The sequence below is a fragment of the Streptomyces sp. NPDC099050 genome (assembly GCF_044759865.1).
Lineage (GTDB): Bacteria > Actinomycetota > Actinomycetes > Streptomycetales > Streptomycetaceae > Streptomyces.
Genome location: NZ_JBIWAE010000031.1, coordinates 44919 through 69554 on the forward strand (window position 1 = coordinate 44919; position 24636 = coordinate 69554).

17 protein-coding genes and 3 pseudogenes are annotated in these 24636 nt (G+C 70.8%); 9 read left to right on the forward strand and 11 right to left on the reverse strand.

Annotated features, from left to right (window positions below):
- Nucleotides 1–8: 8 nt before the first annotated feature.
- The gene (locus ACIQV3_RS35635; protein ID WP_403720036.1) at nucleotides 9–1460 is read left to right on the forward strand and encodes a glycoside hydrolase family 43 protein; all 1452 of its coding nucleotides are present in this window, start codon (nucleotides 9–11) and stop codon (nucleotides 1458–1460) included.
- A gap of 61 nt (nucleotides 1461–1521) precedes the next feature.
- Here the strand turns inward: ACIQV3_RS35635 and ACIQV3_RS35640 are convergent, their stop codons facing one another.
- From ACIQV3_RS35640 to xylA, 3 genes are read right to left on the reverse strand one after another with little or no spacing between them, the layout of a single operon-like run.
- The gene (locus ACIQV3_RS35640; protein WP_403720038.1) at nucleotides 1522–2085 is read right to left on the reverse strand and encodes an IS5 family transposase; all 564 of its coding nucleotides are present in this window, start codon (nucleotides 2083–2085) and stop codon (nucleotides 1522–1524) included.
- On the reverse strand, nucleotides 2086–2220 hold the full coding sequence (locus tag ACIQV3_RS35645) for a transposase (protein WP_403720041.1): 135 nt from the start codon (nucleotides 2218–2220) through the stop codon (nucleotides 2086–2088). It lies immediately after the preceding gene.
- A 24-nt stretch (nucleotides 2221–2244) separates the two neighbouring features.
- Nucleotides 2245–3417 (reverse strand): xylose isomerase, encoded by a 1173-nt coding sequence (xylA, locus tag ACIQV3_RS35650; RefSeq protein WP_403720043.1) that lies wholly within the window; start codon nucleotides 3415–3417, stop codon nucleotides 2245–2247.
- A gap of 93 nt (nucleotides 3418–3510) precedes the next feature.
- Between xylA and xylB the strand changes: the two genes are divergently transcribed.
- Both xylB and ACIQV3_RS35660 read left to right on the forward strand, forming a co-directional pair.
- Nucleotides 3511–4941 carry a xylulokinase gene (gene xylB / locus ACIQV3_RS35655; RefSeq protein ID WP_403720046.1) on the forward strand — a complete coding sequence of 477 codons (1431 nt, stop codon included), beginning with the start codon at nucleotides 3511–3513 and terminating at the stop codon, nucleotides 4939–4941.
- Between the two features lie 13 nt (nucleotides 4942–4954).
- A complete protein-coding gene (locus ACIQV3_RS35660) occupies nucleotides 4955–6166 on the forward strand; it encodes an ROK family protein (RefSeq protein WP_403720049.1) in 1212 nt (403 codons plus the stop codon).
- Between the two features lie 196 nt (nucleotides 6167–6362).
- Here the strand turns inward: ACIQV3_RS35660 and araA are convergent, their stop codons facing one another.
- Both araA and araB read right to left on the reverse strand, forming a co-directional pair.
- Nucleotides 6363–7874, reverse strand: coding sequence for an L-arabinose isomerase (gene araA, locus ACIQV3_RS35665; RefSeq protein ID WP_403720051.1), 1512 nt, complete (start codon nucleotides 7872–7874; stop codon nucleotides 6363–6365).
- Nucleotides 7875–7962: 88 nt separating this feature from the next.
- Nucleotides 7963–9600 (reverse strand): annotated as a pseudogene (gene araB, locus ACIQV3_RS35670) (ribulokinase); the annotation flags it as partial.
- Nucleotides 9601–9964: 364 nt separating this feature from the next.
- Between araB and araD the strand changes: the two are divergent.
- Nucleotides 9965–10702 (forward strand): L-ribulose-5-phosphate 4-epimerase AraD, encoded by a 738-nt coding sequence (araD, locus tag ACIQV3_RS35675; RefSeq protein ID WP_403720055.1) that lies wholly within the window; start codon nucleotides 9965–9967, stop codon nucleotides 10700–10702.
- Between the two features lie 178 nt (nucleotides 10703–10880).
- Complete coding sequence (locus ACIQV3_RS35680) at nucleotides 10881–13352, forward strand: glycoside hydrolase family 9 protein (protein ID WP_403720058.1); 2472 nt, start codon at nucleotides 10881–10883, stop codon at nucleotides 13350–13352.
- Nucleotides 13353–13433: 81 nt separating this feature from the next.
- Here the strand turns inward: ACIQV3_RS35680 and ACIQV3_RS35685 are convergent, their stop codons facing one another.
- Nucleotides 13434–14876 (reverse strand): endo-1,4-beta-xylanase, encoded by a 1443-nt coding sequence (locus ACIQV3_RS35685; RefSeq protein WP_403720061.1) that lies wholly within the window; start codon nucleotides 14874–14876, stop codon nucleotides 13434–13436.
- A 401-nt stretch (nucleotides 14877–15277) separates the two neighbouring features.
- On the opposite strand from ACIQV3_RS35685, the gene ACIQV3_RS35690 reads away from it, so the two are divergent.
- Complete coding sequence (locus ACIQV3_RS35690) at nucleotides 15278–15523, forward strand: substrate-binding domain-containing protein (protein WP_403720063.1); 246 nt, start codon at nucleotides 15278–15280, stop codon at nucleotides 15521–15523.
- Nucleotides 15524–15649: 126 nt separating this feature from the next.
- On the opposite strand, the pseudogene ACIQV3_RS35695 reads toward ACIQV3_RS35690, so the two are convergent.
- The 5 genes and pseudogenes from ACIQV3_RS35695 to ACIQV3_RS35715 form a co-directional block, all read right to left on the reverse strand.
- A pseudogene (locus tag ACIQV3_RS35695) lies at nucleotides 15650–15868 on the reverse strand (RICIN domain-containing protein); the annotation flags it as partial.
- 118 nt (nucleotides 15869–15986) lie between these two features.
- Nucleotides 15987–16412: pseudogene (locus tag ACIQV3_RS35700) on the reverse strand (beta-L-arabinofuranosidase domain-containing protein); the annotation flags it as partial.
- Nucleotides 16409–17947, reverse strand: a complete 1539-nt coding sequence (locus tag ACIQV3_RS35705) for a glycoside hydrolase family 43 protein (protein WP_403720067.1) — start codon at nucleotides 17945–17947, stop codon at nucleotides 16409–16411. The gene ACIQV3_RS35705 and the pseudogene ACIQV3_RS35700, both read right to left, overlap by 4 nt.
- A complete protein-coding gene (locus ACIQV3_RS35710) occupies nucleotides 17944–20163 on the reverse strand; it encodes a glycoside hydrolase family 3 N-terminal domain-containing protein (RefSeq protein ID WP_403720070.1) in 2220 nt (739 codons plus the stop codon). The genes ACIQV3_RS35705 and ACIQV3_RS35710 overlap by 4 nt, the downstream gene beginning before the upstream one ends.
- A 31-nt stretch (nucleotides 20164–20194) precedes the next feature.
- Nucleotides 20195–21208 (reverse strand): LacI family DNA-binding transcriptional regulator, encoded by a 1014-nt coding sequence (locus ACIQV3_RS35715; RefSeq protein ID WP_403720072.1) that lies wholly within the window; start codon nucleotides 21206–21208, stop codon nucleotides 20195–20197.
- A gap of 231 nt (nucleotides 21209–21439) precedes the next feature.
- Between ACIQV3_RS35715 and ACIQV3_RS35720 the strand changes: the two genes are divergently transcribed.
- Genes ACIQV3_RS35720 through ACIQV3_RS35730 form a run of 3 tightly spaced genes read left to right on the forward strand, consistent with a single transcriptional unit; the run spans nucleotide 21440 to nucleotide 24541 of the window.
- Nucleotides 21440–22732, forward strand: a complete 1293-nt coding sequence (locus ACIQV3_RS35720; RefSeq protein WP_403720074.1) for an extracellular solute-binding protein — start codon at nucleotides 21440–21442, stop codon at nucleotides 22730–22732.
- Nucleotides 22725–23714, forward strand: a complete 990-nt coding sequence (locus ACIQV3_RS35725) for a carbohydrate ABC transporter permease (protein WP_403720077.1) — start codon at nucleotides 22725–22727, stop codon at nucleotides 23712–23714. The genes ACIQV3_RS35720 and ACIQV3_RS35725 overlap by 8 nt, the downstream gene beginning before the upstream one ends.
- Complete coding sequence (locus ACIQV3_RS35730; protein WP_403720079.1) at nucleotides 23711–24541, forward strand: carbohydrate ABC transporter permease; 831 nt, start codon at nucleotides 23711–23713, stop codon at nucleotides 24539–24541. Before ACIQV3_RS35725 ends, ACIQV3_RS35730 begins: the two co-directional genes overlap by 4 nt.
- Nucleotides 24542–24636 lie beyond the last annotated feature (95 nt).

The following is a 24636-nucleotide window of genomic DNA, read 5'->3' on the forward strand; positions in this document are numbered from 1 at the left end:
AAGAACCCGTGAAACGAACACTGTCGCGGATCGGCGCGATGCTGGGTGCGATGGTCCTGATGATCAGCGCCCAGGTCCTGTTCGCCGTGGACCGCGCGTCCGCAGCGGACCCGTTCACCGGCTACCTGATGGTGCACTTCACCGGTGAGAGCACGACCGGTGAGCAGATCTACCTCGCCCACAGCCGCGACGGCCTGCACTGGAACGACCTGAACAACGACGCTCCGGTCCTGCTGTCCACCGTGGGCACCGGCGGGGTGCGCGACCCGGCGATCGTTCGCTCGCCCAACAGCGACAAGTTCTGGATCATCGCCACCGACCTGCGCATGGCGAGCGGCACGTCGTGGAGCGACGCGGCCAACCGGGGCAGCACCCAGCTCGTCGTCTGGGAGTCCACGGACCTGGTGAACTGGTCGGCGCCGCGCCTGCTCGACGTGGCCGGCGCGATCTCCGGCGCGGGTGACGCGTGGGCACCGGAGGCGATCTTCGACCCGGCGACCGGTGACTACGTCATCTACTGGGCGACGAACGCTACCCTCGACGGCGTCAAGAAGCACCGCATCTACTACACCCGGACCACCGACTTCCGGACGGTCACCGCGCCGACGCTCTACATCGACCGGGGCGCGGGCCAGGGCATCATCGACACCCAGATCGTGGAGTCGCCCACCAGCGTCGGCGGCTTCCGCTACTACCGCGCCTCCGCCGACGGGCAGATCACCATCGAGGGCAGCAATTCGATCCTCGGCTCGTGGACGCGGATCGGCGACCTGTCCCACATGGGCATCTCCAACGATTGGGCGGACGACGGCAACGTGGTCGAGGGCCCGATGTGGATGCCTGTCAACGGCCGCAACGAATGGGGCCTGTGGCTGGACCAGTTCAAAACCGGCCGCGGCTACATGCCGCTGACGTCGACCAACCTCGGCAGCACGAACAACTTCCGCACGGTGTCGGACTACGCGCTGGGCAGCACCCTCAAGCGCCACGGCGGCATCATGAGCCTGACCGCCGCCGAGGAGAGCCGCGTGCTGGCCAAGTGGGGCGTGAGGCCGGTCAACCGCCTGCAGTCGTTCAACTTCCAGGACCGCTACGTGCGCCACGCCAACTTCGACGTGGGCATCGACCCGAACGTCAGCCCGCTGCAGGACTCCCAGTTCCGGATCATGCCCGGCCTGGCCGACTCCTCGGCGGTGTCGTTCGAGTCGGTCAACTACCCCGGCTACTACCTGCGGCACGTCAACTACGACTTCGTGCTCGCCTCCTACGACGGCACCACGCAGTTCCAGGCCGACGCCACGTTCCGCCAAGTCGCCGGGTTGGCGTCCTCGACGTGGAGCTCCTTCCGGTCCTACAACTACCCCGACCGCTACATCCGCCACAGCGACTACCAGCTCAAGCTCGACCCGATCACCACCGCGATCGCGCGCAACGACGCCACGTTTCGCCTGACCAACTGACCAACTGACCAGCTGGCCAAGCCGAACAGCATTAAAGGGGTGGACGTAAGCGTCCACCCCATTAATGCCGTGCAGAGTTCTCGCGGGCGAGGCGGCGGTGGGCGGTGATCCACGAGAAGGTGCGCTCGACTGCCCGCCGCTTGGGCTGGACCTGGAACCCGCGCTGGTCCGGGGCCTTGCGCACGATCTCCAGCTCACGGCCGAGGATCGTGCGGGTCCACTCCACCAGGCGGCCGGCGAAGCCCTGATCCGCCCAGATCTTCTGAACTCCCGGATGGTCGAGGCGAGTCCACAGCAGCGTGTGCTTGGCGCCATCGCGGTCCTGGATGTTCGCGGCGACCACATGCACAGCCAGGAGCAGACCGAGGGTGTCGGTGACGATGAACCGCTTACGGCCCTTGACCTTCCTTCCCGCGTCGAAGCCTCTGGTAGTGACCGGGACGGTGTCGGCCGTACGCACGGACTGCGAGTCGATCAGCCCGGCGCTCGGCTCGGCACTCCTGCCGTCGGCCTCGCGGACCAGGCCGCGCAGGGCGTCGTGGATCCGCTCGACAGTGCCGTCGTCGTGCCACCACGTGAAGTACCAGTACACCGTCGGCCACGGCGGGAACTCCTCCTTCGGCAACTACCGCCAGGCACAGCCGGTCCGCACCACGTAGAAGATCGTGTCCACGACCCTCCGACGTGGGTGCTTCTCCCGCCGCCCACCCTTCGGGCCCACCCGCGCCGGGCGCAGGGGAGCGGGGCCGTGGAACGCCACGGCCCGGCTCTTGGGTACACCGGCTCAGCGGGCGCCGAGGAGGTGTTCGAGGGCGAGCTGGTCCAGCTGCTCGAAGGCCATGCCGCGGCGGGCGGCGGCGTCGACGTCGAACTCGCCGAAGGCGGACGGGTCGGCCATGAGGCCGGCCAGGCCGTCTTCGGCGGTGGGGAGGGCGAGTTCGGGCAGTCGGGAGGCGGCGAGTGCGGCCCGGACCTCCGGATCGGACCGGAAGGCACGGGCGCGCTCCGCCAGGAGCAGGTAGTTGCGCATGCAGGCGGCCGCCGAAGCCCAGACGCCGGCGGAGTCCTCGGTGCGCGGCGGCTTGAAGTCGAAGTGACGGGGGCCGTCGTAGCCGGCCGACTCCAGCAGGTCGACCAGCCAGAAGGCCTGGCGCAGGTCGCCCGCGCCGAAGCGCAGGTCCTGGTCGTACTTGATGCCGGTCTGGCCGTTGAGGTCGATGTGGAACAGCTTGCCGTGCCACAGGGCCTGGGCGATGCCGTGCGGGAAGTTCAGCCCGGCCATCTGCTCGTGGCCGACCTCCGGGTTGAGGCCGACCCCCTCGGGCCGCTCCAGCTCGTTGATGAACGCCAGGGCGTGGCCGATGGTGGGCAGCAGGATGTCGCCGCGCGGCTCGTTGGGCTTGGGTTCGATCGCGAAGCGCAGGTCGTATCCCTGGCTCTCGACGTACTCGCCCAGCAGGTCGAAGGCCTCCTTCAGCCGGTCGAGGGCGGAGCGCACGTCCTTGGCCGCGCCCGACTCCGCGCCTTCGCGGCCGCCCCAGGCGACGTAGACCGAGGCGCCGAGTTCCACGGCCAGGTCGATGTTGCGGATCGTCTTGCGCAGCGCGTACCGGCGCACGTCCCGGTCGTTCGCGGTGAAGGCGCCGTCCTTGAACACCGGGTGGGTGAAGAGGTTGGTGGTGGCCATCGGCACCTTCAGCCCGGCCGTGTCGAGTGCGGTGCGGAAGCGCTTGACCGCCTGCTCGCGGGCGGCGTCGCCGGCGCCGAAGGGGATCAGGTCGTCGTCGTGGAACGTGACGCCGTAGGCGCCGAGCTCGGCCAGCCGCTCCACGGTCTCGACGGGGTCGAGGGCGGGTCGGGTGGCGTCGCCGAAGGGGTCCCGGCCCTGCCAGCCGACGGTCCACAGGCCGAAGGTGAACTTGTGCGCGGGGGTGGGGACGAGCGGGTCGCTGGTCATGAGGCGCTCCGGATCTGGGCCGAGGGCTATTTGTAATGGCGAAAAACAAATTAGTATGCCGAGACGCCAGAAGGAACCCCGCCGGAGGAACGCATGTCTGCTCAGCGTGTCGTGATCGGTGTCGACAGCTCGACCCAGTCCACGAAGGCCCTCGCCGTCGACATCGACACGGGCGCCGTCGTGGGCGAGGGCCGCGCCGCACACGCCGTCAGTGAGGGCCCCGGCCGCGAGAGCGACCCCGAACAGTGGTGGCGGGCGCTCGGCGAGGCCATGGCCGGCACCGGCTGGGCGGACCGCGCCGCCGCCTGCTCGATCGCCGGCCAGCAGCACGGCCTGGTCACCCTCGACGCGGCCGGACGGCCGGTGCGCCCGGCACTGCTCTGGAACGACGTCCGCTCCGCCCCGCAGGCCGCCGAACTCACGGCCGCGTTCGGCACGGCAGAGCTCGCCCGCCGCACCGGAAGCGTCCCCACGGCCGCCTTCACGGCCGCCAAGTGGGCGTGGCTGCACGCGAACGAGCGTGCCGCCGCCGACCGCGTCGCGGCCGTCCGGCTTCCCCACGACTTCCTGACGGAACGGCTGACCGGTGAGGCGGTGACGGACCGCGGAGACGCGTCGGGAACCGGCTGGTGGGGCCCGGACGGCTACGACCGGGACGTCCTCGGCCGGATCGGCCTCGACTCCGGGCTGCTGCCGCAGGTCCTGGCGCCGGGCGCCCGGGCGGGCGTCGTCCGGGCCGGGATGCCGCTGCGCGAGGGCGCACTGGTGGCCACCGGGACCGGCGACAACATGGCCGCCGCCCTCGGGCTGGGCCTGACTCCCGGGCGGCCGGTGCTGAGCCTCGGCACCTCCGGCACCGTCTACGCCGTCGGCCGGACCCGGCCCGCCGACCCGGGCGGAACCGTCGCCGGCTTCGCCGATGCCCTCGGCGGCTGGCTCCCGCTCGCCTGCACGCTCAACTGCACCCTCGCCGTCGACCGCTTCGCCGCCCTCGTCGGCCGCGACCGCGAGGACGTCGAGGGAGGCGGCACGGTGGTGGTGCTTCCCTACCTGGACGGCGAGCGCACTCCGGACCTCCCGGGCGCTTCCGGCCTGGTCCACGGCCTGCGCCACGACACCACGCCGGGCCGGCTGCTCCAGGCCGCCTACGACGGCGCCGCCCACGCCCTGCTCGCGGCCCTGGACGACGTACTGCGCGCCGGGGGCGAGAGCCCCGCCCCCGACGAACCCCTGCTGCTGATCGGCGGCGGAGCCCGTGGCAGGGCCTGGCAGCGGACCGTCCTGCGGCTGTCCGGCCGAGCGGTCCAGGTGCCCGAGGCCCGGGAACTGGTCGCGCTCGGGGCCGCAGCCCAGGCCGCCGCACTGCTCACCGGCGAGCCCGCCGACACCGTCGCGCGGCGCTGGCGGACCGCCGAGGGCCGGGTACTGGAGCCCGTACGCCGTGACGACGACACGCTCGAACGGATCACCAGTACGCTGCGGCGGGCGCGGGCCTTGCAGGAGGTCCCGCCGGGAGAGCGATAGGAGGGTCGGGCCGATGACGGGGACCGGCAGGGCGAGCGGGGGCGCGGAGGCCGCGCCCGCCTCGCAGCAGGGGATGCGCCGTCGGAACCTCGCGGTGGTGATCGGCGTGGTCGCCGCGCACGGACCGCTCTCCCGGGCGGACGTGGCCGGGCACACGGGCCTGACCAGGCCGGCTGTCTCCTCCATGGTCGACGAGCTCATCGGCCGGGGAGCGCTGACCGAGACGGAGACCGCGCCCAGCGGACGGGTCGGCCGCCCCGGACGGGCGCTGGCCCTGAACGATCGGGGTCCCGCGGGCCTCGGCCTGGAGATCGGCGTCACCCATCTCGCCGCGTGCGTCGTGGACCTGCGCGGTGAACCCCGGGTGTGGCGTCGGGTGGAGCGGGCCAACGCGGGCCGGCCGGCCGCAGAGGTGCTGGCGGAGGCCGCCGCGCTGGGCGCCGAAGCGGAGTCCGAGGCCGCGGCCCTCGGCCTGCGCGTCGAGGGCCGCGTCCTGGCCGTGCCGGGGGTGGTGCCGAACGCTCCGAGCGGGCTGGTCGCGAACGCGCCGAACCTCGGCTGGCAGGCAGTGCGCCCCGCCGACCACTGGCCCGACCCCGATACCGCGCCCGAGCCGGAGAACGAAGCCAACCTCGGGGCGCTGGCCGAGCAGTGGCACCGGGGCAACCCGGCCGAGACCTTCGTACACGTCTCGGCGGAGGCCGGAATCGGTGCCGCACTGGTGATCGGCGGGCAGCTGTTCCGGGGCGCCCGCGGCTTCGCGGGCGAACTCGGCCACCTGCCCGTCCACCCGGAGGGCGCCCCTTGTGCCTGCGGGGCACGCGGCTGCCTGGAGCAGTACGCGGGCGAAGCGGCCGTGCTGCGCGAGGCCGGGCTGGGACTCGTAGGCGACCCGGTGGCCCTGCTGGCCGAGCGGGCAGCCGCCGGGGACGCGGCGACCCTGCGTGCCCTGGACCGCGCGGGCCGGGCCCTGGGCCTCGCCCTGACCTCGGCGGTGAACCTGATCGACCCGGACGGTCTTGTCCTGGGCGGCGCCTACGCCGAACTCGCCGACTGGCTCCTCCCGTCGGTACGTGCCGAACTGGCCGCCCGGGTCACCGTCCGGCCCTGGAACCCGGAGGCGGTACGCCCCTCCGCCCTGGGGCGCCGCGGACCGGTCCTGGGCGCGGCATGGTCGACGGTCCAACAGATCATCGCCGACCCCACCCGCCTGCCCATCCGCTGACCGGTGCTGTGACCGGAAAGGGGCACCGTGCCAGGGCGCCCGGCACGGCCCGGCGCCCGGCAGCTCCGTGTACGACGAGGCCGGGCAGCCCGCAAGGGCCTGCCCGGCCTCTGCGCGTCCATCCGTCACCCGCTCGCCCGGAAGCCCGGGCCGCGTCGTTACCGGTGACGGCGGGACGCCCCGGGCTTCGAGCGGTTCACAGCCCCAGTGCCAGCCGGTGGTACGCCTGGTTCCAGCGGAGATCGCGCCGGAACTGCTTCGGGGTGGTGGTCTCGTCGATGAGGGCGAGTTCCAGGCGGAGCATTTCCGCCAGGTCGTCGAGGTGGTCGGAGGTGAGGGCGGTGCTGAGGACGGTGTGGTGCGGTCCTCCGGCCGTCAGCCAGGATTCGGTGGAGGTCCGCAGGTCGGGGCGGGGCCGCCAGACCGCGCGGGCAACGGGCAGGGCGGGCAGCGGGTGCGGGGGAGCCACCACGTCGATGTCGTTGGCGATCAGGCGGAAGCGGTCGCCGAGGTCGGCGAGTCCGACCACCACGGCCGGGCCGGGGGCCGCGTCGAACACCAGGCGCACCGGGTCCTCCCGCCCGCCGATGCCGAGGGGGTGGATCTCGCAGCTGGGCCTGGCGGCGGCGATGGTGGGACAGACTTCCAGCATGTGCGCGCCGAGGATGAGCTCGTTGCCGGGTGTCAGGTCGTAGGTGTAGTCCTCCATGAAGGAGGTGCCGCCCGGGAGGCCGGCGGCGGCCACCTTGAGGGCGCGCAGCAGGGTGGCGGTCTTCCAGTCGCCCTCTCCTCCGAAGCCGTACCCCCGGGCCATGAGCCGCTGTACGGCGAGGCCGGGCAGCTGGCGCAGTCCGCCCAGGTCCTCGAAGTTGGTGGTGAAGGCCCCGAAGCCGCCCGTTTCGAGGAAGGTGCGCAGGCCGGCTTCGATGCGGGCCGCGTAACGCAGCGCGTCGTGCCGTTCGCCGCCCGGTCGCAGCGCCGGCGCCAGTTCGTACAGGTCGGCGTACTCCTCGACGAGGGCAGCCACCTCGGTCTCGTCCGCGCTGTCGACGACCTCCACCAGGTCGTTGACGCCGTAGGTGTTGACGGAGACGCCGAAGCGCAGCTGGGCCTCGACCTTGTCGCCCTCGGTGACGGCCACGTCGCGCATGTTGTCGCCGAAGCGGGCGACCTTGAGGGTGGCCAGTTCGGATCGTGCGGCGGCCGCCCGCGCCCAGACCGCGACGCGTGCGCTCGTCACCGGATCGGTGACGTGGCCGGCCACGGTCTTGCGGGGTACGCCGAGACGGGTCTGGATGTGCCCGAACTCGCGGTCTCCGTGGGCGGCTTGGTTGAGGTTCATGAAATCCATGTCGATGGTGTCCCAGGGCAGGGCCACGTTCGACTGGGTGTGGAGGTGCAGCAACGGCTTGCGCAGTGCGTCCAGTCCGGCGATCCACATCTTCGCCGGCGAGAAGGTGTGCATCCAGGCGATGAGTCCGATGCACCGGTCGTCGGCGTTCGCGTCGAGGCACACCCGGCGGATGGCGTCGGCGCCGGTCAGTACCGGCTTCCACACCACGCGCGCGGGAATGCCGGAGGCGTCGCCCAGCGCGGTGGCTATCTGCAGCGACTGTTCGGCGACCTGCTTCAGCGTCTCCTCCCCGTACAGGCCTTGGCTGCCGGTGAGGAACCAGATCTCCTGGGCGGGGGATGTTCGGCTGGGCACATGGACTCCTGAAGGTGACGTCCCGCAGCGCTGGTGAGGGCGGCTCGCGGGTGGGGATTCGGGAACGGGCACGGGGGCGGGGCGAGGGTCAGCCCGCAGTGTGGTTCGTGTCGCGGATGTGCCGCAGGCGGTGCAGCAGGCCACCCGTGGCGAAGTGGTCGTGCAGGAGCCGGTATTCGGCGAAGAGGGCGTCGTAAGCGTCGGCCCGATGGGCGTCGGGCAAGTAGACGGCCGGCAGCCGGCGGCCCATGGCGGCGGTGGCCGTCCGTACGTCGGCGTGCGCGCCGGCGGCCACGGCGGCGTGGATGGCCGACCCGAGGGCGGGGCCCTGGTCGGACGCGGCGAGGGAGACGGGGCGGCGCAGCACGTCGGAGTAGATCTGCATCAGCAGTTCGTTCTTGGCCAGTCCGCCGGCGACGATGAACTCGTGGACCGGTACGCCGCCCGCCTCCAGGGCCTCCACGATGACGCGGGTGCCGAACGCGGTGGCTTCGAGCAGTGCGCGGTAGACGTCCTCGGGGCGGGTCGCGAGGGTGAGACCCACGATGACTCCGGAGAGGTGGTGGTCGACGAGGACCGAACGGTTGCCGTTCAGCCAGTCGAGGGCGACCAGTCCGTGTCCGCCGACCGGCTGGCCGGCGGCCTTCCGGGTCAGCAGGGCGTGCAGGTCCTCGCCGCGCTCGGCGGCCTCGGCGAGGTAGTCCGGCGGGACGCCTTGGTCCAGCACCCAGGCGAAGATGTCGCCGACCGCGCTCTGGCCGGCCTCGTAGCCGTAGGTCCCCTCGACGATCCCGCCGGCCACGACACCGCAGATGCCGGGGACGTCGGCGAGGACGGGGGCGTTCACGACGTGGCAGGTGGACGTCCCCATGATGGCGAGCAGTTGTCCGTCCTCGACGGCCTGCGCCGCCGCCGCGGTGACATGCGCGTCGACGTTGCCCGCGGCCACGGCGATGCCGGGCCGCAGCCCTGTCCACGCTGCCGCCTCCGTACTGAGCGAGCCCACTCGTGAGCCCAGAGCGGAGAGGGGGAACTCGAGGCGGGTGCGTGCGAAGTCGGCGAACCGGGGGTTCAGCGCGGCCAGGTACTCCTCGCTCGGGTAGGCGCCGTCCTGGTGGATGCCCTTGTATCCGGCGGTGCAGGCGTTGCGGGACTCGGTTCCGGTGAGCTGCCACACGATCCAGTCGGCGGCCTCGATCCACCGCGCGCAGTTGTCGTAGACGAGCGGATTTTCCTCCAGGACCTGGAGGGCCTTGGCGAACTGCCACTCGGCGGAGATCCGGCCGCCGTAGCGGGCGATCCACTTCTCCCCTCGGGCGTGGGCGAGTTCGTTGATGCGGTCGGCGTGCGACTGGGCGGCGTGGTGCTTCCACAGCTTGGGCCACGCGTGCGGCCGTCCGGCGAGCTCGGTCTCGGCGAGGGGAGTCCCGTCGGCCAGCGTGGGCAGGACGGTGCAGGCGGTGAAGTCGGTGGCGATGCCGATCACCGCGGCGGGATCGATCCCCGCCGCCGCCAGGGCCTGCGGGACGGCGTGACGCAGTACGTCCCGCCAGTCCTGGGGGTGTTGCAGGGCCCAGTCCGGAGGCAGTGGCGCACCGCCTCGCGGCAGGTATCGGTCGATGACGCCGTGCCGGTAGGGGTGGACCGCCGCGGCCAGTTCCTGACCGTCGCGAACCCGCACCACCACGGCGCGGCCCGACAGCGTGCCGAAGTCGACGCCGACCGCGTACTGCTCCGATTCCTCGGAACGCGGGGTGGGCGCGAGGAGAGGGGGGTGACGTCAACAGAGTGCCTTTCGAAGCGCGGCCCGCACACATCTCGGACCGACCGGAAGATTGTCGACCAGGTATGGATGTTGGCGTTCACATTGTGCAGCGTTGATCACATGTTGTGGGCGGGAATCTTCTCGTACCTCTTGAGATTACTGTTTGTTAGCGCTCACAATCTGATCGGGGCGGCCGAGGTGGGCCAACCGCGACGCCTGCTGCGGCCCCCGATCAGTCCAGCCCACGCATGCGCGACCGCGGGGCCCGCCGGGCATCGGTCCCGGAGGAACCCGCCGCGCATGCCGGAGAGACGGTGAGAGCGTAGTGAGCGAGACCTCCCTGGGGGACCTCCGTCGTGAGGTCCTCGCGGCCAACCTGCGCATCCCGGAGGCCGGTCTGGCCACCCTCACGTGGGGAAACGTCAGCGGAGTGGACCGAGACGCCGGCGTCTTCGTCATCAAGCCGTCCGGGGTCTCCTATGCCGACCTCACCGAGGAGGACCTGGTGGTGGTGGCACTGGAGGACGGGCGAGTCGTCGAGGGACGCCTCAGGCCGTCCACCGACACCGAAACCCATCGGTGCCTCTACCGGGCCTTCCCCTCCATCGGCGGCGTCACCCACACGCACTCGACGCACGCCGTCGCCTTCGCCCAGGCGCGCCGCCCGATCCCCGTACTCGGCACGACGCACGCCGACACCTTCAACGGGCCGGTCCCCGTGACGGAGGACCTCACCGCCGAACAGTGCGCGCGGGACTACGAGTACAACACCGGACAGGTGATCGTCGCCCGGCTCGACGGCGACCCCCGGCTGGCCGACGAGGTTCCCGGAGCGCTCGTCTCACGACACGGACCCTTCACCTGGGGTGCCACCGCGAAGGCGGCGCTGGAGAACGCCGTCGTCTGCGAGGCCGTGGCGGAGATGGCGCTGCACACGCTGGCGCTGGGGTCCCGCCTCGGGGAAGCCTCCGAACCGCCGAAGCACCTGCTGGAGCGGCACTTCACCCGTAAGCACGGACCGGACGCCTACTACGGCAACGTCCCTCACGCCCCGAGCGTCTGAAGCCGCGCACCGTCTCCGGTTGAACGTGCGCCGAGGCTGGGGTGGTGGTCGGCCCGTTCCCGGATGGAGGACGGTCAACTACCGGTGCGGGCAGGTTGCTTGACGTCCACGTCAGGTTCCTGGCTTGATTGGGAGCGCTCCCACTTTGAGCCCCCACCCCCCCGAGGAAGGCTCCACCGTGCCTCCTGTCACCTCCGCCCGCGGCGTGCCGCGCCGCGCGGCCGCCGTGCTCGCCGGTTTCGCGCTGGCCGTCGGCGGCCTGTCCGCGACCGCCCTGACCGTTCCGGTCGCGGCTGCCGCCGGCGTGACCGCCGCGGCCGACACGCCCGTCCGGGTCAACCAGCTCGGCTACCTGCCCGACGGCCCCAAGCGGGCCACCGTGGCCGGCTCCGCGACCGCCCCGCTCGCCTGGCAACTGCGCGACGCCTCCGGCACGGTGGCCGCTTCGGGCGCCACCGCGGTGCGCGGGGCCGACCAGGCGTCCGGCCAGTCCACGCACCTGGTGGACTTCGGCGCGTACACCGGTACCGGCACTGGCTTCACCCTGGTCGTCGACGGCCGGAGCAGCCACCCCTTCGACATCTCCGCATCGCTGTACGACGGACTGCGCGCCGACAGCATGTCGTTCTTCTACCAGCAGCGCAGCGGCATCGCGATCGACGCGGCTCTGGCGGGCGGCAGTGCCTACGCCCGCCCCGCCGGGCACCTGGGCGTTGCCCCGAACAAGGGTGACACCAGCGTCCCCTGCCAGGCCGGGGTGTGCGACTACCAACTGGACGTGCGCGGCGGCTGGTACGACGCGGGCGACCAGGGCAAGTACGTGGTCAACGGCGGCATCTCCGTCTGGGAGATGGTCAACTCCTTCGAACGGGCCCGCCGCTCGGGCGGCGACGCGGCGCTCGGCGATGCGACGCTGCGGGTGCCGGAGCGGGGCAACGGGACGCCGGACGTGCTGGACGAGGCGCGCTGGGAGCTTGAGTTCCTGCTGCGGATGCAGGTTCCGGCCGGAAAGCCGATGGCCGGGATGGCCTTCCACAAGATGCACGACGCCAAGTGGACCGCCCTGCCGACCCGGCCCGAACTCGACTCCGAGCAACGCGAGCTGCACAAGCCGTCGACCGCCGCGACGCTGAACCTGGCGGCCTCGGCCGCGCAGTGTGCCCGGGTGTACGCGCCCTACGACGCCGCGTTCGCCGCGCGCTGCCTGGACGCGGCCCGCCGCGCCTGGACGGCTGCCAAAGCCAACGCGAACGTGCTCGCGCCGGCGACCGACAACACCGGCGGCGGTGCGTACGAGGACGCGGACGTCTCCGACGAGTTCTACTGGGCGGCGGCGGAACTCCTGGCCACCACCGGCGAGTCGCAGTACCGGGACGCCGTCACTTCCTCTGCGCACCACACCAAGCCCGTCGACGGGTTCTGGTGGGGTGGCACCGCGACGCTCGGCCGGATCACCCTCGCCACCCTCCCCGGCGTGGCCCTGCCCGCCGGCGACGTGGCCCGGCTGCGCGGCCTGCTGACCACGGCCGCCGATGGCCACCTGTCCACCATGGCCGGACAGGGCTACGCCGTGCCCCTCGCCGCCACCGGGTACGGGTGGGGCTCCAACAGCTCCGTCACCAACAACGCGATGGTGCTGGCCGTCGCATACGAGCTCACCGGTCAACAACGCTACCGGGCAGGAGCGCTGGAATCCCTGGACTACCTGCTCGGCCGGAACGCGCTCGACCTCTCCTACGTCACCGGCTACGGCGACCGCTACGCCCAGAATCAGCACCACCGGTTCTGGGCGTACCAGAACGACGCCTCGCTGCCGCACCCGCCGGCCGGTTCCTTCGCGGGCGGGCCGAACGCGGGGCTGGAGGACCCGGTGGCCAAGGAGAAGCTCGCGGGCTGCGCACCGGCGGCGTGCTACGTGGACGACATCGGCTCGTACTCCACCAACGAGGTGGCCATCAACTGGAACGCCTCACTGGCCTGGCTGGCGGCTTTCGCGGCTGAGCGGCGCAGCGTGCCGGCGGTGCCGGTCGTCCAGGTGGCGCCGGCGGCCGTGACGGTCCCGGAGGGCGGTTCGGCGCCGGTGGGCGTGCGGCTCTCGGCCGCGCCCGCGCAGAACGTCACGGTGACGGTGGCCCGTAGCTCCGGCGACGAGGACCTGTCGGTAGCCGCGAGCTTGGTGTTCACTCCGGCCAACTGGGCGACGGAGCAGGAGGTTACGGTCCTCGCCGCGCAGGATGCCGACGGATCCTCGGGCAGCGGGACCTTCACGGTCGGTGGTCCTGGCGTGCAGTCGGCGACGTTCACGGCGAGGGAGGCGGACGACGAGGCGTCGGCGGCCTCCTGCGCGGTGGCGTACCGGATCGACAACGCCTGGGGCAACGGCTTCACGGCGACGGTGACAGTAAAGAACACCGGCACCTCGGTGATCTCCGGGTGGACCCTCGGCTGGACCTTCGCGGGTGACCAGCGGATCAGCAACGCCTGGAACGCCACGGTGAGCCAGACGGGCAGCACGGCCACCGCCCGGGACGCCGGATGGAACGGAACACTGGCACCCGGCGGCAGCGTGAGCTTCGGCTTCCAGGCGACGTACTCGGGTACCAACGCGATCCCGACGCGCTACATGCTCAACGGAGCACTCTGCTCCTGAACGAACGTCACGTCCCGCCCACCCGGCGATGGACGACGGAGGGGAGCCAGGATCGTCCTGGCTCCACTCCATGGCAGGTCGTCAGGTACGGTTCCAGCGCTGGTTGCTGCCGTTCGAGCAGGAGTAGAGCTGGATCAGGGTGCCGTTGGCGGTGTTGTTGCCGGTGGCGTCGAGGCATAGGGAGGACTGGACTCCGACGATGGATCCGTCGGAGTTGAGGCGCCATTTCTGGTTGTCGCCACCCCAGCAGCTGTAGATCTGGACCTTGGCGCCGTTGCCGGTGCCGGCGGCGTCCAGGCACTTGTTGCCGTAGACCCTGAGCTCGCCTGCGGCGGTGTACGACCACTGCTGGTTGGTGCGGTTGTTGCAGTCCCACAGGTTGAGCTGGGTGCCGTCGGTGGTGCCGGCTCCGGGCACGTCCAGGCAGCGGCCCGACCCGACGCCCTTGATCTGTCCAGAACCGGGCGAGGGGGTCGGAGTGGGAGGAGAGGATCCGGCGTTGAGTGCGTTGAGGACGGAGGAGTAGGCGGCCTTCTTGCTGCCGTCACCGTTGAACAGCAGCGGCGAGTGCTCCGGTCGCCAGGAGTCGGTGTCGCGCACCCCCCAGACGGTGATGCCGAGGCAGCGCGGGACGGCCAGGCAGTCGTTGGTCACGTTGGCGTAGGTCGTGCCCGAGGCGCCCTGGATGTCGAGTTCGGTGACGGCCACATCGACGCCGAGGGCGGCGAAACTCTGCAGGGTGGTGCGGAAGTTGCTGTTGTAGGGGCTGTCGCTGTTGAAGTGCGACTGGAAGCCGACGCAGTCGATCGGCACGCCGCGCTGCTTGAAGTCCCGGACCATGGCGTACATCGCCTGGGTTTTGGCCCAAGTCCAGTTCTCCACGTTGTAGTCGTTGTAGCAGAGCTTGGCGGCCGGGTCGGCGGCGCGCGCCGTGCGGAAGGCGACCTCGATCCAGTCGTTGCCGGTGCGCTGCAGGTTGGAGTTGCGCCGGGCTCCCGAAGTGCCGTCCTCGAAGGCCTCGTTCACGACGTCCCACTGAACGATCTTGCCCTTGTAGTGGGCCATCACGCCGTTGATGTGGTTGGTCATCGCCTGGCGCAGCGTGCTGCCGCTGAGGCTCTGCATCCAGCCGGGCTGCTGGGAGTGCCAGGCCAGGGTGTGGCCGCGTACCTGCTTGCCGTTCTGCACCGCCCAGTTGTAGACGCGGTCACCGGCGGCGAAGTTGAACTGGCCCTGCTGGGGTTCGGTGGCGTCGATCTTCATCTCGTTCTCGGGCGTCACCGAGTTGAACTCACGGCCGGCGATCGTCGTGTACGCCGAGTCGCCCAGCCTGCCCGAGGCGATGGCGGTGCCGAAGTAACGTCCGCTCTGCGCCGCCGCGCTGCCGAGCGTGCTCTCGGCGGCGTGTGAGGTCAGCGGCGCCATCAGCGTGGCGACCGTACCGAGAATGCCGAGGACCAGGGGCGCCCACAGGCCGCCGGCCTTCCGGCGGACGGTGGGTGGGGGAACGGCTTGTGAGCCCATGAATGAGCCTCCAGAAAGAATTCAGGGAAGGGTTGAATCGCGGCATTGTGAATCCGCGTGAACGACGCCCGCGCCCATGGGAAAGGGACGCTCATGAGCGCGTAAGGATCCGAGGGCGGCGCCCGGAACCGGACACGGACGGGTCACACCGCCTCGGCCATCAGTCTGGAAACCCAGCCGAAACAAGTCAAGAGTTTCGAAATCATTTCGAGAATCTGTCTCTTGTGGGCGCTTAGTAGTCCCTTTTCATTGAACGGTCCTCATCGAAAGTGTTTCGATGAGGACCGTTCAAGCGGGATCTGTAGCGGAAAGCTGTAAACGATCACCCCAGTGCGGGGTTTGCGTTCCGGGCGAGGGACTTGGCCTGCTCCGGCCACCACGCGCCGGCCGCGGGATCGACGATGCCGCACTCCGAGTCGATGGTGCCGGTTCGGGGGTTCGGCCTTTCGGTGAGGGCGGGCGGGCTCAGTAGCGCCCGGCACACCAGCCCGCCGCTGACCACGGTCCATCAGCCGGTGCGGGCGCTGGGGCAGGAGATGGCCAGGATGCTGGTCAGTGCCATCGAAGGACACCGCCCCAGTCCGCTGATCCTCCCGACCCGCCTGACCGTGCGCGAGTCCGCCCCCGATCTGCCCGCGTCCGCCTGAGCGGTGGGTACTTCCGGCAGGGCCGGCCCGGACCACTGACGGGAGTTCCTCCCACTCGATTTCCCGTCGCCGCGATCGGCCTGCGGCGATCGGGGACTCGGCGCCGGGCCAGATGAATCGCCACAGGTGGTCGCTGGTGCCGTTGTCGTCCCAGAGGACGGTCTGCGCTCCCTGGGCTGTGGAGGCGCCGGAGACGCCGAGGACCCGCCCGCCGGCGACGTTCTGGATGCGCCTGGCGCCGTCGGGGACGAACTGCCACTGGCCGGCGGGGGCGCCGGTGTCGGGCACCTGCACGGCTGCGGCGCCGTTGGCGGCCTGGAGGGCCACGCGCACGGGAAGCTTCACGGTGACGGTGACGGTGACGGTGTCGCCGGAGGCCCGGGACCGGGTGAGGGTGGCGTAGGTGCCCGGACTGGCCGTGACGGGCTGGGCGACGCCGTTGACGCTGATCGTGGCGCCCGCAGTAGTACGGGACGTTGCCGTTGTTCAGCGTGCCTGCTTCGAGGCTGGTGAAACCGGCCTCGGGGAAGCCCGGCAGGTAGCCGGCGGAGGAGCCCGCGGTGGAGTTGCCGGCTTGGCACTTGGCGAGTTCGGCCACCATGCGGTCGGCCTTGTCGCGGCAGGTGGTGTCCCCGACCGCGGCGTAGGCCTGGGCCCATGCCGTGAGGAAGTGGCCCTGCACGTGGGTACGGAAGGGGAATGCCCGGTCGTCCCATCCTCCGGTCGGGGCTGGGGCGTTGGTGGAGAGCCGGTGGTCGGCGCGGAAGTTGTACGGCAGGCGGTCGATGTCGATGAAGCGGAGATGGGACAGGGTGCGGTTCTGATGGTCGAGCCAGCGGCTGCTGGTGGGACGCGGACCGCCACCTGGTCGCGGCGTCAGCGACGTCAGGGCCCGCCTGGCGTTTCCTGCCGGCTCGGGTACGTGATGTCGAACCGCGTGAAGTGGGCTTGGTTGGTGGAGGGGCGGCCGTTGGAGGTGGCGTAGAGGCCGAGCTGGATGCTGGTGAACAGCGGTCTGAGGAAGGTGGCTTCGATGGTGGCCAGGTCCTGCCAGGCACCGTCCGGTGCCGCGTGGGCGAAGGTGTGGTTGAAGCCGCGGATGCGGACCCCCAGGCGGACGGGGCCCGGGGGAACGGGAACGCCGGCCAGGAGCTCGGGCCCGTGGCGGAGGCTGAGTCCTCCCGTGGTCCGAAGGAAGAGGAGATGGGTGTCGTCGTCGAGGACTACGGCGAGGCCTGCCTGTTCGGCCGGTGCGGCGGGGGTGAAGTGCAGCTCGGTGGAGACGTCGCAGTCGGGCTGCTCCTGAGGGCGGGCCAGGAGGGACGGGGTGGTGCGTTCGCCGAGGCGGTCGGGGCGGAGCTGGAGTCGGAGCCCGTCGCCGGTGGTCCAGAACCGTGCGGGTGGGGTGCGCAGGGTGCTCCAATCGGCGGAGAGGGTGGCGAAGTCGTCGTGGAGGGGGCGGCGAAGGTCCGAGTGGACGACGGGGGAGAAGACCGGCCAGCCCTCTTCCCAGGTGATCCGGCTGAGGAAGGTCTCGCGGCCGAGGGCCGAGCCCGGGCGGACGCCCAGGAGGACGGCCCGCCAGTCGCCGTCCGGGGTTTGGACGAGGTCGGCGTGCCCGGTGCAGGTGACCGGGCCCTTGGCGGGTGGGAGCACCGGGTTGCCGGGGGCGCCCTCGTAGGGGCCGGTCACGCGGGCGGCGCGGGCGGCCACCACGCTGTGGTCCACATCGGTGCCGCCCTCGGCGGTGAGCAGCAGATAGCTGCCGTCGATCTTGTAGAGGTGCGGGGCTTCCGACCATCGGGCGCCCGGGTGGCTTCCCGACCACAGGACGTGCTCGGGTCCCGTGAGCCGTCGTTCGCGGGGAAGGTATTCGCGCATCCAGATCTCGGTGTGGCCGGCGGCTTCGTCCACGACTCGTGCGGCGGTGAACCAGGCCCGGCCGTCGCTGTCCCCGCCGCTGTCCCCGTCGCCGTCGCCGTCGCCGTCGTCGGGCCCGTCGTCGAAGAAGAGCGACGGGTCGAAGCCGTCACCGTCCAACCAGTGCGGCTCCGACCACGGCCCCGCCGGGTCGGTCGCCGTGACGACGAAATGGCCGGGGCCGTCCATCAGCGTGCAGACGAGATGGAAGACCCCGTCATAGTGCCGGATCGTCGGTGCGAACAGTCCCCGTGAGGGCTCGCACCCGTCGAGATCGAGCTGGGAAGCCCGGTCGAGCGCGGAGCCGATGCGCCGCCAGGTCACGAGATCGCGGCTGTGGAACACGGGAAGGCCCGGGAACCATTCGAAGCTGGACGTCACCAGGTAGTAGTCCGCGCCCACTCGGCAGACGGACGGGTCGGGCCGGAACCCGGGCAGTACGGGATCACCGAAGACGGGAGGTACGGGATCACCGAAGACGGGACCATCGAACGACGTGGTCATGGAACCGGGACGATCGCGACCGGCACGGACAGCACCCGGTCGGCCGCCGGGTGGCGTACGGGGCCCTCCAGAGTGAAGGAGCCCTGGAGCGGAAGATCGCCGCTGGACCGTCCGACGGCCACGCCGATCTCCCCGGGCTCCACTCTTCTGCGCAGGTCGAGCCCGGTGAACGAGGTCCGGTCGGCATGGACGGAGAAGGCGATCCGGGCGGCCGCGCCCGGCTGCAGCTCGACCCTGGCGAATCCGGCGAGCCACCGCTGCGGCCGGACGACGGACGCCACGGGGTCCGAGAGGTACAGCTGGACCACCTCGGTCCCCGCCACCTCGCCGACGTTGCGTACGGTGACCGAAACGCAGACGGCCCCGTCCGTCGCGGCAACGGGATCCACCGACAACTCCGAGCAGCTGAAGGCGGTCCAGCTCAGCCCGTGTCCGAAGGGGAACAGCGGGGTCGGATCGACCGAGCTCCAGTCGGTGTGCCCGCCGAGCCTCGCGTGCAGGTAGGTGCCGGGCTGGCCGCCGACCTGGCGGGGGATGGAGACGGGCAGCCGCCCGGACGGTTCCGCGGCCCCGCTGATGATCCGGGCCAGCGCCGTCCCGCCCTCCTCGCCGGGGAAGAAGGCCTGCACCACGGCCGATGCGCGCTCGGCCAGCGTGCCGAGCGCGTAGGGCCGTCCGGAGACGAGGACCAGGACGGTCGGCACCCCGGAGTCCAGAACGGCGGAGGCGAGTGCGGCCTGGTCGCCGGGCAGGTCGAGGGTCTCGGCGTCGCAGCCCTCTCCGGAGGTGCCCCGGCCGAACATGCCGGCCCGGTCCCCGAGCACCAGCACGTTCACGTCCGGATCGTCCGCGGTCACCGTGAACCCGGCAGCGCTGAGTGCCTCGCCGAGCGTCGGGATCTCCAGCCCGAGGTCGCCGGGCAGCGCGACGTGGTTGGGGAAGGAGTAGCAGCCGAGGAAGGACTGGCGGTCGTCGGCGTACGGCCCGCTGATCGCCGCGCGGCACGGCCGCAGCGGCAGGATGCCGTCGTTGGCGAGCAGCACGGTGGACCGTTCGGCCAGGATCCTGGCCAGCGCCCGGTTCTCCGGCGGGTCGAGGTCGACCGGCTCGGCCGTGACGGGTTCCCAGTCGGGGTCGAGCAGGCCGAGTTCGGCCTTCTGCCGCAGGACCCGTTCCGCGGCCCGGTCGATGAGCTCCTCGGGCACGCTTCCCGATCGCACGAGTTCGGTCAGCGGCTCGCCGTAGCAGCGGGCCGTGGGCAGCTCTACGTCGATTCCGGCGGTCAGCGCCAGCGCGCCGGCCGCGCCGCGCGATCCGCTGACGCCGTGCCGGGTTTCCAGGAAGGAGACGGCGTAGTAGTCGGCTACGACCACACCGCAGAAACCGAGTTCACCCCTGAGCAGCTCGGTGAGCAGCCGTTCGTCGGCGGCCACCGGGACTCCGTCCACGTCGGTGTAACTGTTCATCACCGACCGGGCGCCTCCCTCGCGCAGCGCCCGTACGAAAGGCTCGACCAGTACGTCGGCGAACTCGCGCGGCCCCGAGGAGACGGGGGCCATGTTCCGGCCGCCGCGCGAGGCCGAGTACCCGGCGAAGTGCTTGAGCGTCGCCACGATCCCGGCACCCTCCAAGCCCTGCACATAGGCGGTACCGATGGCTCCGACGAGGTAGGGGTCCTCGCTGATGCACTCCTCGGTCCTGCCCCACCGGTAGTCGCGGACCACGTCGAGCACCGGAGCCAACCCCTGGTGGACGCCGACCCGCCGCATCCCCGCCCCGATGGCGGCGGCCATCCGGCGCACGAGCCCGGGATCGAAGGATGCTCCCCAGGCCAGCGGTCCGGGGAAGACCGTCGCCCCGAACGTCATGAACCCGGTCAGGCACTCCTCGTGAGCGACCGCCGGGATCCCGAACCGGCCGGATCCGGTCACCTGCCGCTGGAGCGAGGCGAGCCGCTCCATCCCGGCCTCCGCGGTGACCGGCGCGGTGCCGTACACCCGGGTGAGCTGGCCGAGTCCGTGGGCGACGATGTCGTCCAGGCCGGGCGCGGACTCGCCGGAATCGTCCTCCATCGGCGCGACCGGTGTGCCCGGATCCGAGGGCAGCGCCCAGAAGCCGGTGAGCTGACCCGCCTTCTCCTCCAGCGTCATCCGTTTCAGCAGATCGGCGACTCGTACGGACGCGGGTATGAGGGGGTCACGCCAGGGCTCGGTCAAGGAGTTCTCCTAGGGGCTTCGACGACACGACCTAGCGACGGGGCGGGGCGGTGGAGAGCCGGACCTTGAGCTCGGTCGAGAGCTCCATCCGGGGGCTGACCAGGGGCTGGCCGTCCAGGAGCTGGAAGAGTGTGCGGGCGGCGAGCCGGCCCATCTCCTCCAGCGGCTGGCGCACCGTCGTCAGCGGCGGTGACAGCCAGTCGCACATCGGCAGGTCGTCGAAGCCGACCACGCTGAGGTCCTGCGGGATGCTCAGCCCGCCCTGCCGGGCGGCTTCGTAGACGCCCATCGCCTGCTGGTCGCTACCGGCGAAGACGGCGGTCGGCGGATCGGCGAGGGCGAGCAGTTCCCGGGCGCGCTGGAACCCGCCCTCGTGCTGGAAGTCGCCGAACCGGATCAGGTCGCGGTCGACCTCGATCCCGGCCCGCTCCAGCGCGGCGCGGTACCCGTCGATGCGGGCCTGGCTGCAGAGCATCTCCTTGCGCCCGCCGATCGCGGCGATCCGGCGGTGCCCCAGCTCCAGCAGGTGCTCGGTGGCGGCGAGGCCGCCTGCCCAGTTGGTCGCGCCGATGCTCGGCACACCGTTGCCCGGCAGGTCGATCGGGTCGATGACCACCAGCGCCACCCCGGCCTGTTCGACCTGGGCACGCTGGGCCTGGGTGACCGACGCGGTGACGAGGATGACGCCGTCGCTGTGGTGCAGGACCGGCAGTGCGGCCCAGCTCGACGGCGTGGCCTCGCCCGGCGGGACGAGCGACACGACGGTGCCGACGCTCCGCCGGGCGCACTCGGCCTCCACGCCGCGCAGGATCTCCACCGCCCACGCGCTGTCCAGACCGCCGATGATCAGGTCGACCAGGCCTGACCTGCGGGCCCTGGCCTGCCCGCCGGGGTGGAGGTAGTTGTGGGAGCGCAGCAGGCCCTCGATCCGTTCGCGTGTCGAGGGTGCGACATCGGAGCGGCCGTTGACCACCTTCGACACGGTGGCCTGGGATACCCCCGCCTCCGCGGCGATGAGGGCCAGGGTCGGACGCTGCTCGCTCAACTTCTCTCCTCTGTGGGGACGTTCTGGGCTGACGACGGGTATCGCAAACTTTCGAAGAGTTTCCGGTTGGCTCGACCAGGTTGTCAAGCTCCAAGTGCACTGCCGTCAAAGGGAAATCAGTAAGAAGGCTTGACCGGGAGGCCGGGCGTTCCTAGTTTGTGGCAGCACCGAATCGAGGATGTTGCGAAACAGTTTCGAAATCGAACCGGCATTCCCCACCCCGGAGGTCTCATGGCCAGCACACCCCCGAGCCGACGAAGCTTCCTGGCGCTCTCGGGCCTGACCGCTCTGTCCGTCTCGCTGACCGCGGCCTGTGGCGGCGGGGACTCCGGCTCGAAGCCGGCGGCCGACGGCAAGGTGACCTTCGCGTGGTGGAACATCGCCACGACGGAGCCGGGCAAGTCCCTCTTCCCGCAGATCTCCTCGGCGTTCACGGCCGCCCACCCGAACATCACGATCAAGACGACCTCGTTGGAGAACGAGGCGTTCAAGTCAAAGCTGACCGCCACGACCTCGTCGGGCAAGCTCCCCGACGTCTTCCAGACCTGGGGCGGCGGCGTGCTGCGGCAGCAGGTCGACGCGGGGCTGGTCGAGGACCTCACCGACGCGTTCGGCTGGTCGACCGAGCTCACCCCGGTCTCGCTGCAGGCCTACCAGTTCGAGGGCCGGACCTACGGAGTGCCCTACGACGTCGGCATGGTCGGCTTCTGGTACAACAAGAAGCTCTTCGCCAAGGCCGGGATCACCGCTCCGCCGGCCACCTGGGCCGAGCTCCTGGAAGACGTCAAGAAGCTCAAGGCGGCGGGCATCACCCCGATCGCCCTCGCGGGCAAGGAGAAATGGCCCGGCCACTACTACTGGGCCTACCTCGCGATGCGCGTCGCAGGCCTCCCCGCGCTACAGCAGGCCGCGACCACCAAGGACTTCACCGGCGCCGGCTTCGTCCAGGCGGGCGCCCACCTCAAGGAGCTGGTCGACCTCCAGCCGTTCCAGACCGCCTTCCTCGGCGCCGGCTACGCCACCCCCGGCGGCCAGGCCGCGACCATGGGCAACGGCCAGGCCGCCATGGAACTGATGGGTCAGTGGGGACCGGCGGTGCAGAAGGACGCGGGCGCCGACCTCGGAGCGGACCTGGGTTTCTTCCCCTTCCCGACGGTCGACGGCGGGGCCGGTCAGGCCGCCGACGTGTTCGGCGGTGGCGGCGGCTTCGCGCTGCGCAAGGGCGCGCCGAAGGAGGCGCTGGACTTCCTGAAGTTCTTCGTCCTGGAGAACCAGTCCAAGCTGCTGGCCTCCAACGGCTACCTGCCGGTGGTCAAGGGCGCGGAGAGCCAGCTCGCCGACCCCGGCAGGAAGGTGGTGGCCGAGAGCCTGGTCAAGGCGACGGGCTTCCAGCTCTTCCTCGACCAGGCCTACCCGCCGGCGGTCGGCCAGGAGGTCAACGACAGCGTCGCCGACCTCATCGCGGGCAAGAAGACGCCCGAGCAGGTCACCCAGTCGATCACCGAGGCTGCGAAGGGTGCCTAGCTCCGTGTCCACCCTGACCGAGGAGCGGACGCAGGACGCCGGGCCGATTCGCCCGCCCGCCCCGGCCCGGCCGCTCCTGCGCGGTGCGGGAAGCTGGGCGTCGGTCGCCTGGTTCCTCGTCCCGGCTCTGGTCCTCTTCCTCGTCTTCGTCCTCGCCCCCATCGCGGTCGCCGTCTACACCGGCTTCTTCAAGTGGGGCGGGGTCGGCCCCCTGGACCAGTTCGTCGGTTTCGAGAACTACGCCAACCTCTTCGGCGATCAGGTCTTCCTCGGCGACCTGGAGCGCGGGCTGTACCTGATCACGCTGTCGATCACGGTGCAGTTGCCGTTCGCGCTGTTCACCGCTGTCCTGCTCAACCAGAGGCTGCGCGGCCGGGCCGTCTACCGGATGCTGTTCTTCGCGCCGTACATCCTGTCCGAAGTGGTCACGGCGGTCCTCTTCACGATGATCTTCCTTCCCGGCGGCGGCATGGCCGACCAACTCGCGGACGCCCTCGGCCTGGAGGGGCTGCAGGGCAAGTGGCTCGCCGATCCCTCCACGGTCATGCCGACCCTGTTCGTGGTCATGACCTGGAAGTACTTCGGGTTCCACATGATGCTCTTCCTCGCCGGGCTGCAAAGCATCCCGGGCGAGATCCTCGAGGCCGCCTCCATCGACGGCGCCGGCGCCTGGCAGCGCTTCCGGCACGTGACGCTGCCGTTGCTCGGCCCGACGATCCGGATCGGCGTCTTCCTCTCGGTCATCGGCGCCATCCAGCTCTTCGACCTCGTCTGGGTCATGACCGCGGGCGGGCCCAACCACTCCTCCGAGACGATGGCGATCTCGATGTTCCAGTTCGGGTTCAAGCGCTACCAAGTCGGCTACGCCAGTGCGATCAGCGTGGTGCTGTTCATGATCAGCCTGGTCTTCTCCCTCTTCTACCAGCGCTACGTACTGCGCCGTGACCTGAGCGGGGCCGTCACCACGGGAGGTGGCCGATGAACGCCCGCAGAACGGCCCGCGGCCTGTCGCTGCACGCCGTGGTCTGGCTGATCGGCGCGTTCGTCGTCGTGCCGCTGATCTACGCGGTGATCTCCGGCTTCAAGAGCACCGGCGAGCTCACGACCAACCCGTTCGGGCTGCCGGAGCACTGGGAGACCGGCAATTACACCGGCATCCTCGGCGACGGCATGTTCTGGCGGCAGATCGCCAACAGTGCGGGCATCGCGATCGGCACGGCATGCTGCACGGTGGCGGTCTCCGCGATGGCGGCGTTCGTGCTGGCCCGCTACGCCTTCCGGGGCAGGGAGCTGTTCTACACGCTGTTCACGATCGGGCTGATGTTCCCGTTCGCGGTGGCCGTCCTGCCGTTGTTCCTGCTGCTGCGCACCTTCGACCTGCTCGACAATCCGCTCGGAGTGATCCTCCCGCAGGCGGCCTTCGGACTCCCGATGACGATCATCATCCTGCGCGGGTTCTTCCGGACCATCCCGGCAGAGGTCGAGGAGGCGGCCGTCATGGACGGCTGCGGCAAGTTCCGCTTCTTCTGGAAGATCCTGCTGCCGATGGCGCGCCCGGCGCTCGGCACGGTCTCGGTGCTCGCGATCGTCGCGAGCTGGAACAACTTCTTCCTGCCCCTGCTGGTGTTCAACGACCCCCAATGGCAGACGATCCCGGTCGGCGTCCAGCAGTTCCAGGGCCAGTACTCGACCGACTACGCGCTCGTCCTGGCCTACATCGTCCTCGCCATGGTCCCCGCCCTCGCCTTCTACGCCGTCGCCGAACGGCAGCTGATCGGCGGACTCACCGCGGGCGCCACCAAGGGCTGACCCGTCCCGCCAGGCCTCCACCCCCGAGGAGACGTCGTGAAACGCCTGACCATTTCGACGACAACATTGTTAGCGCTAACAAGCCGGGCCGCGGC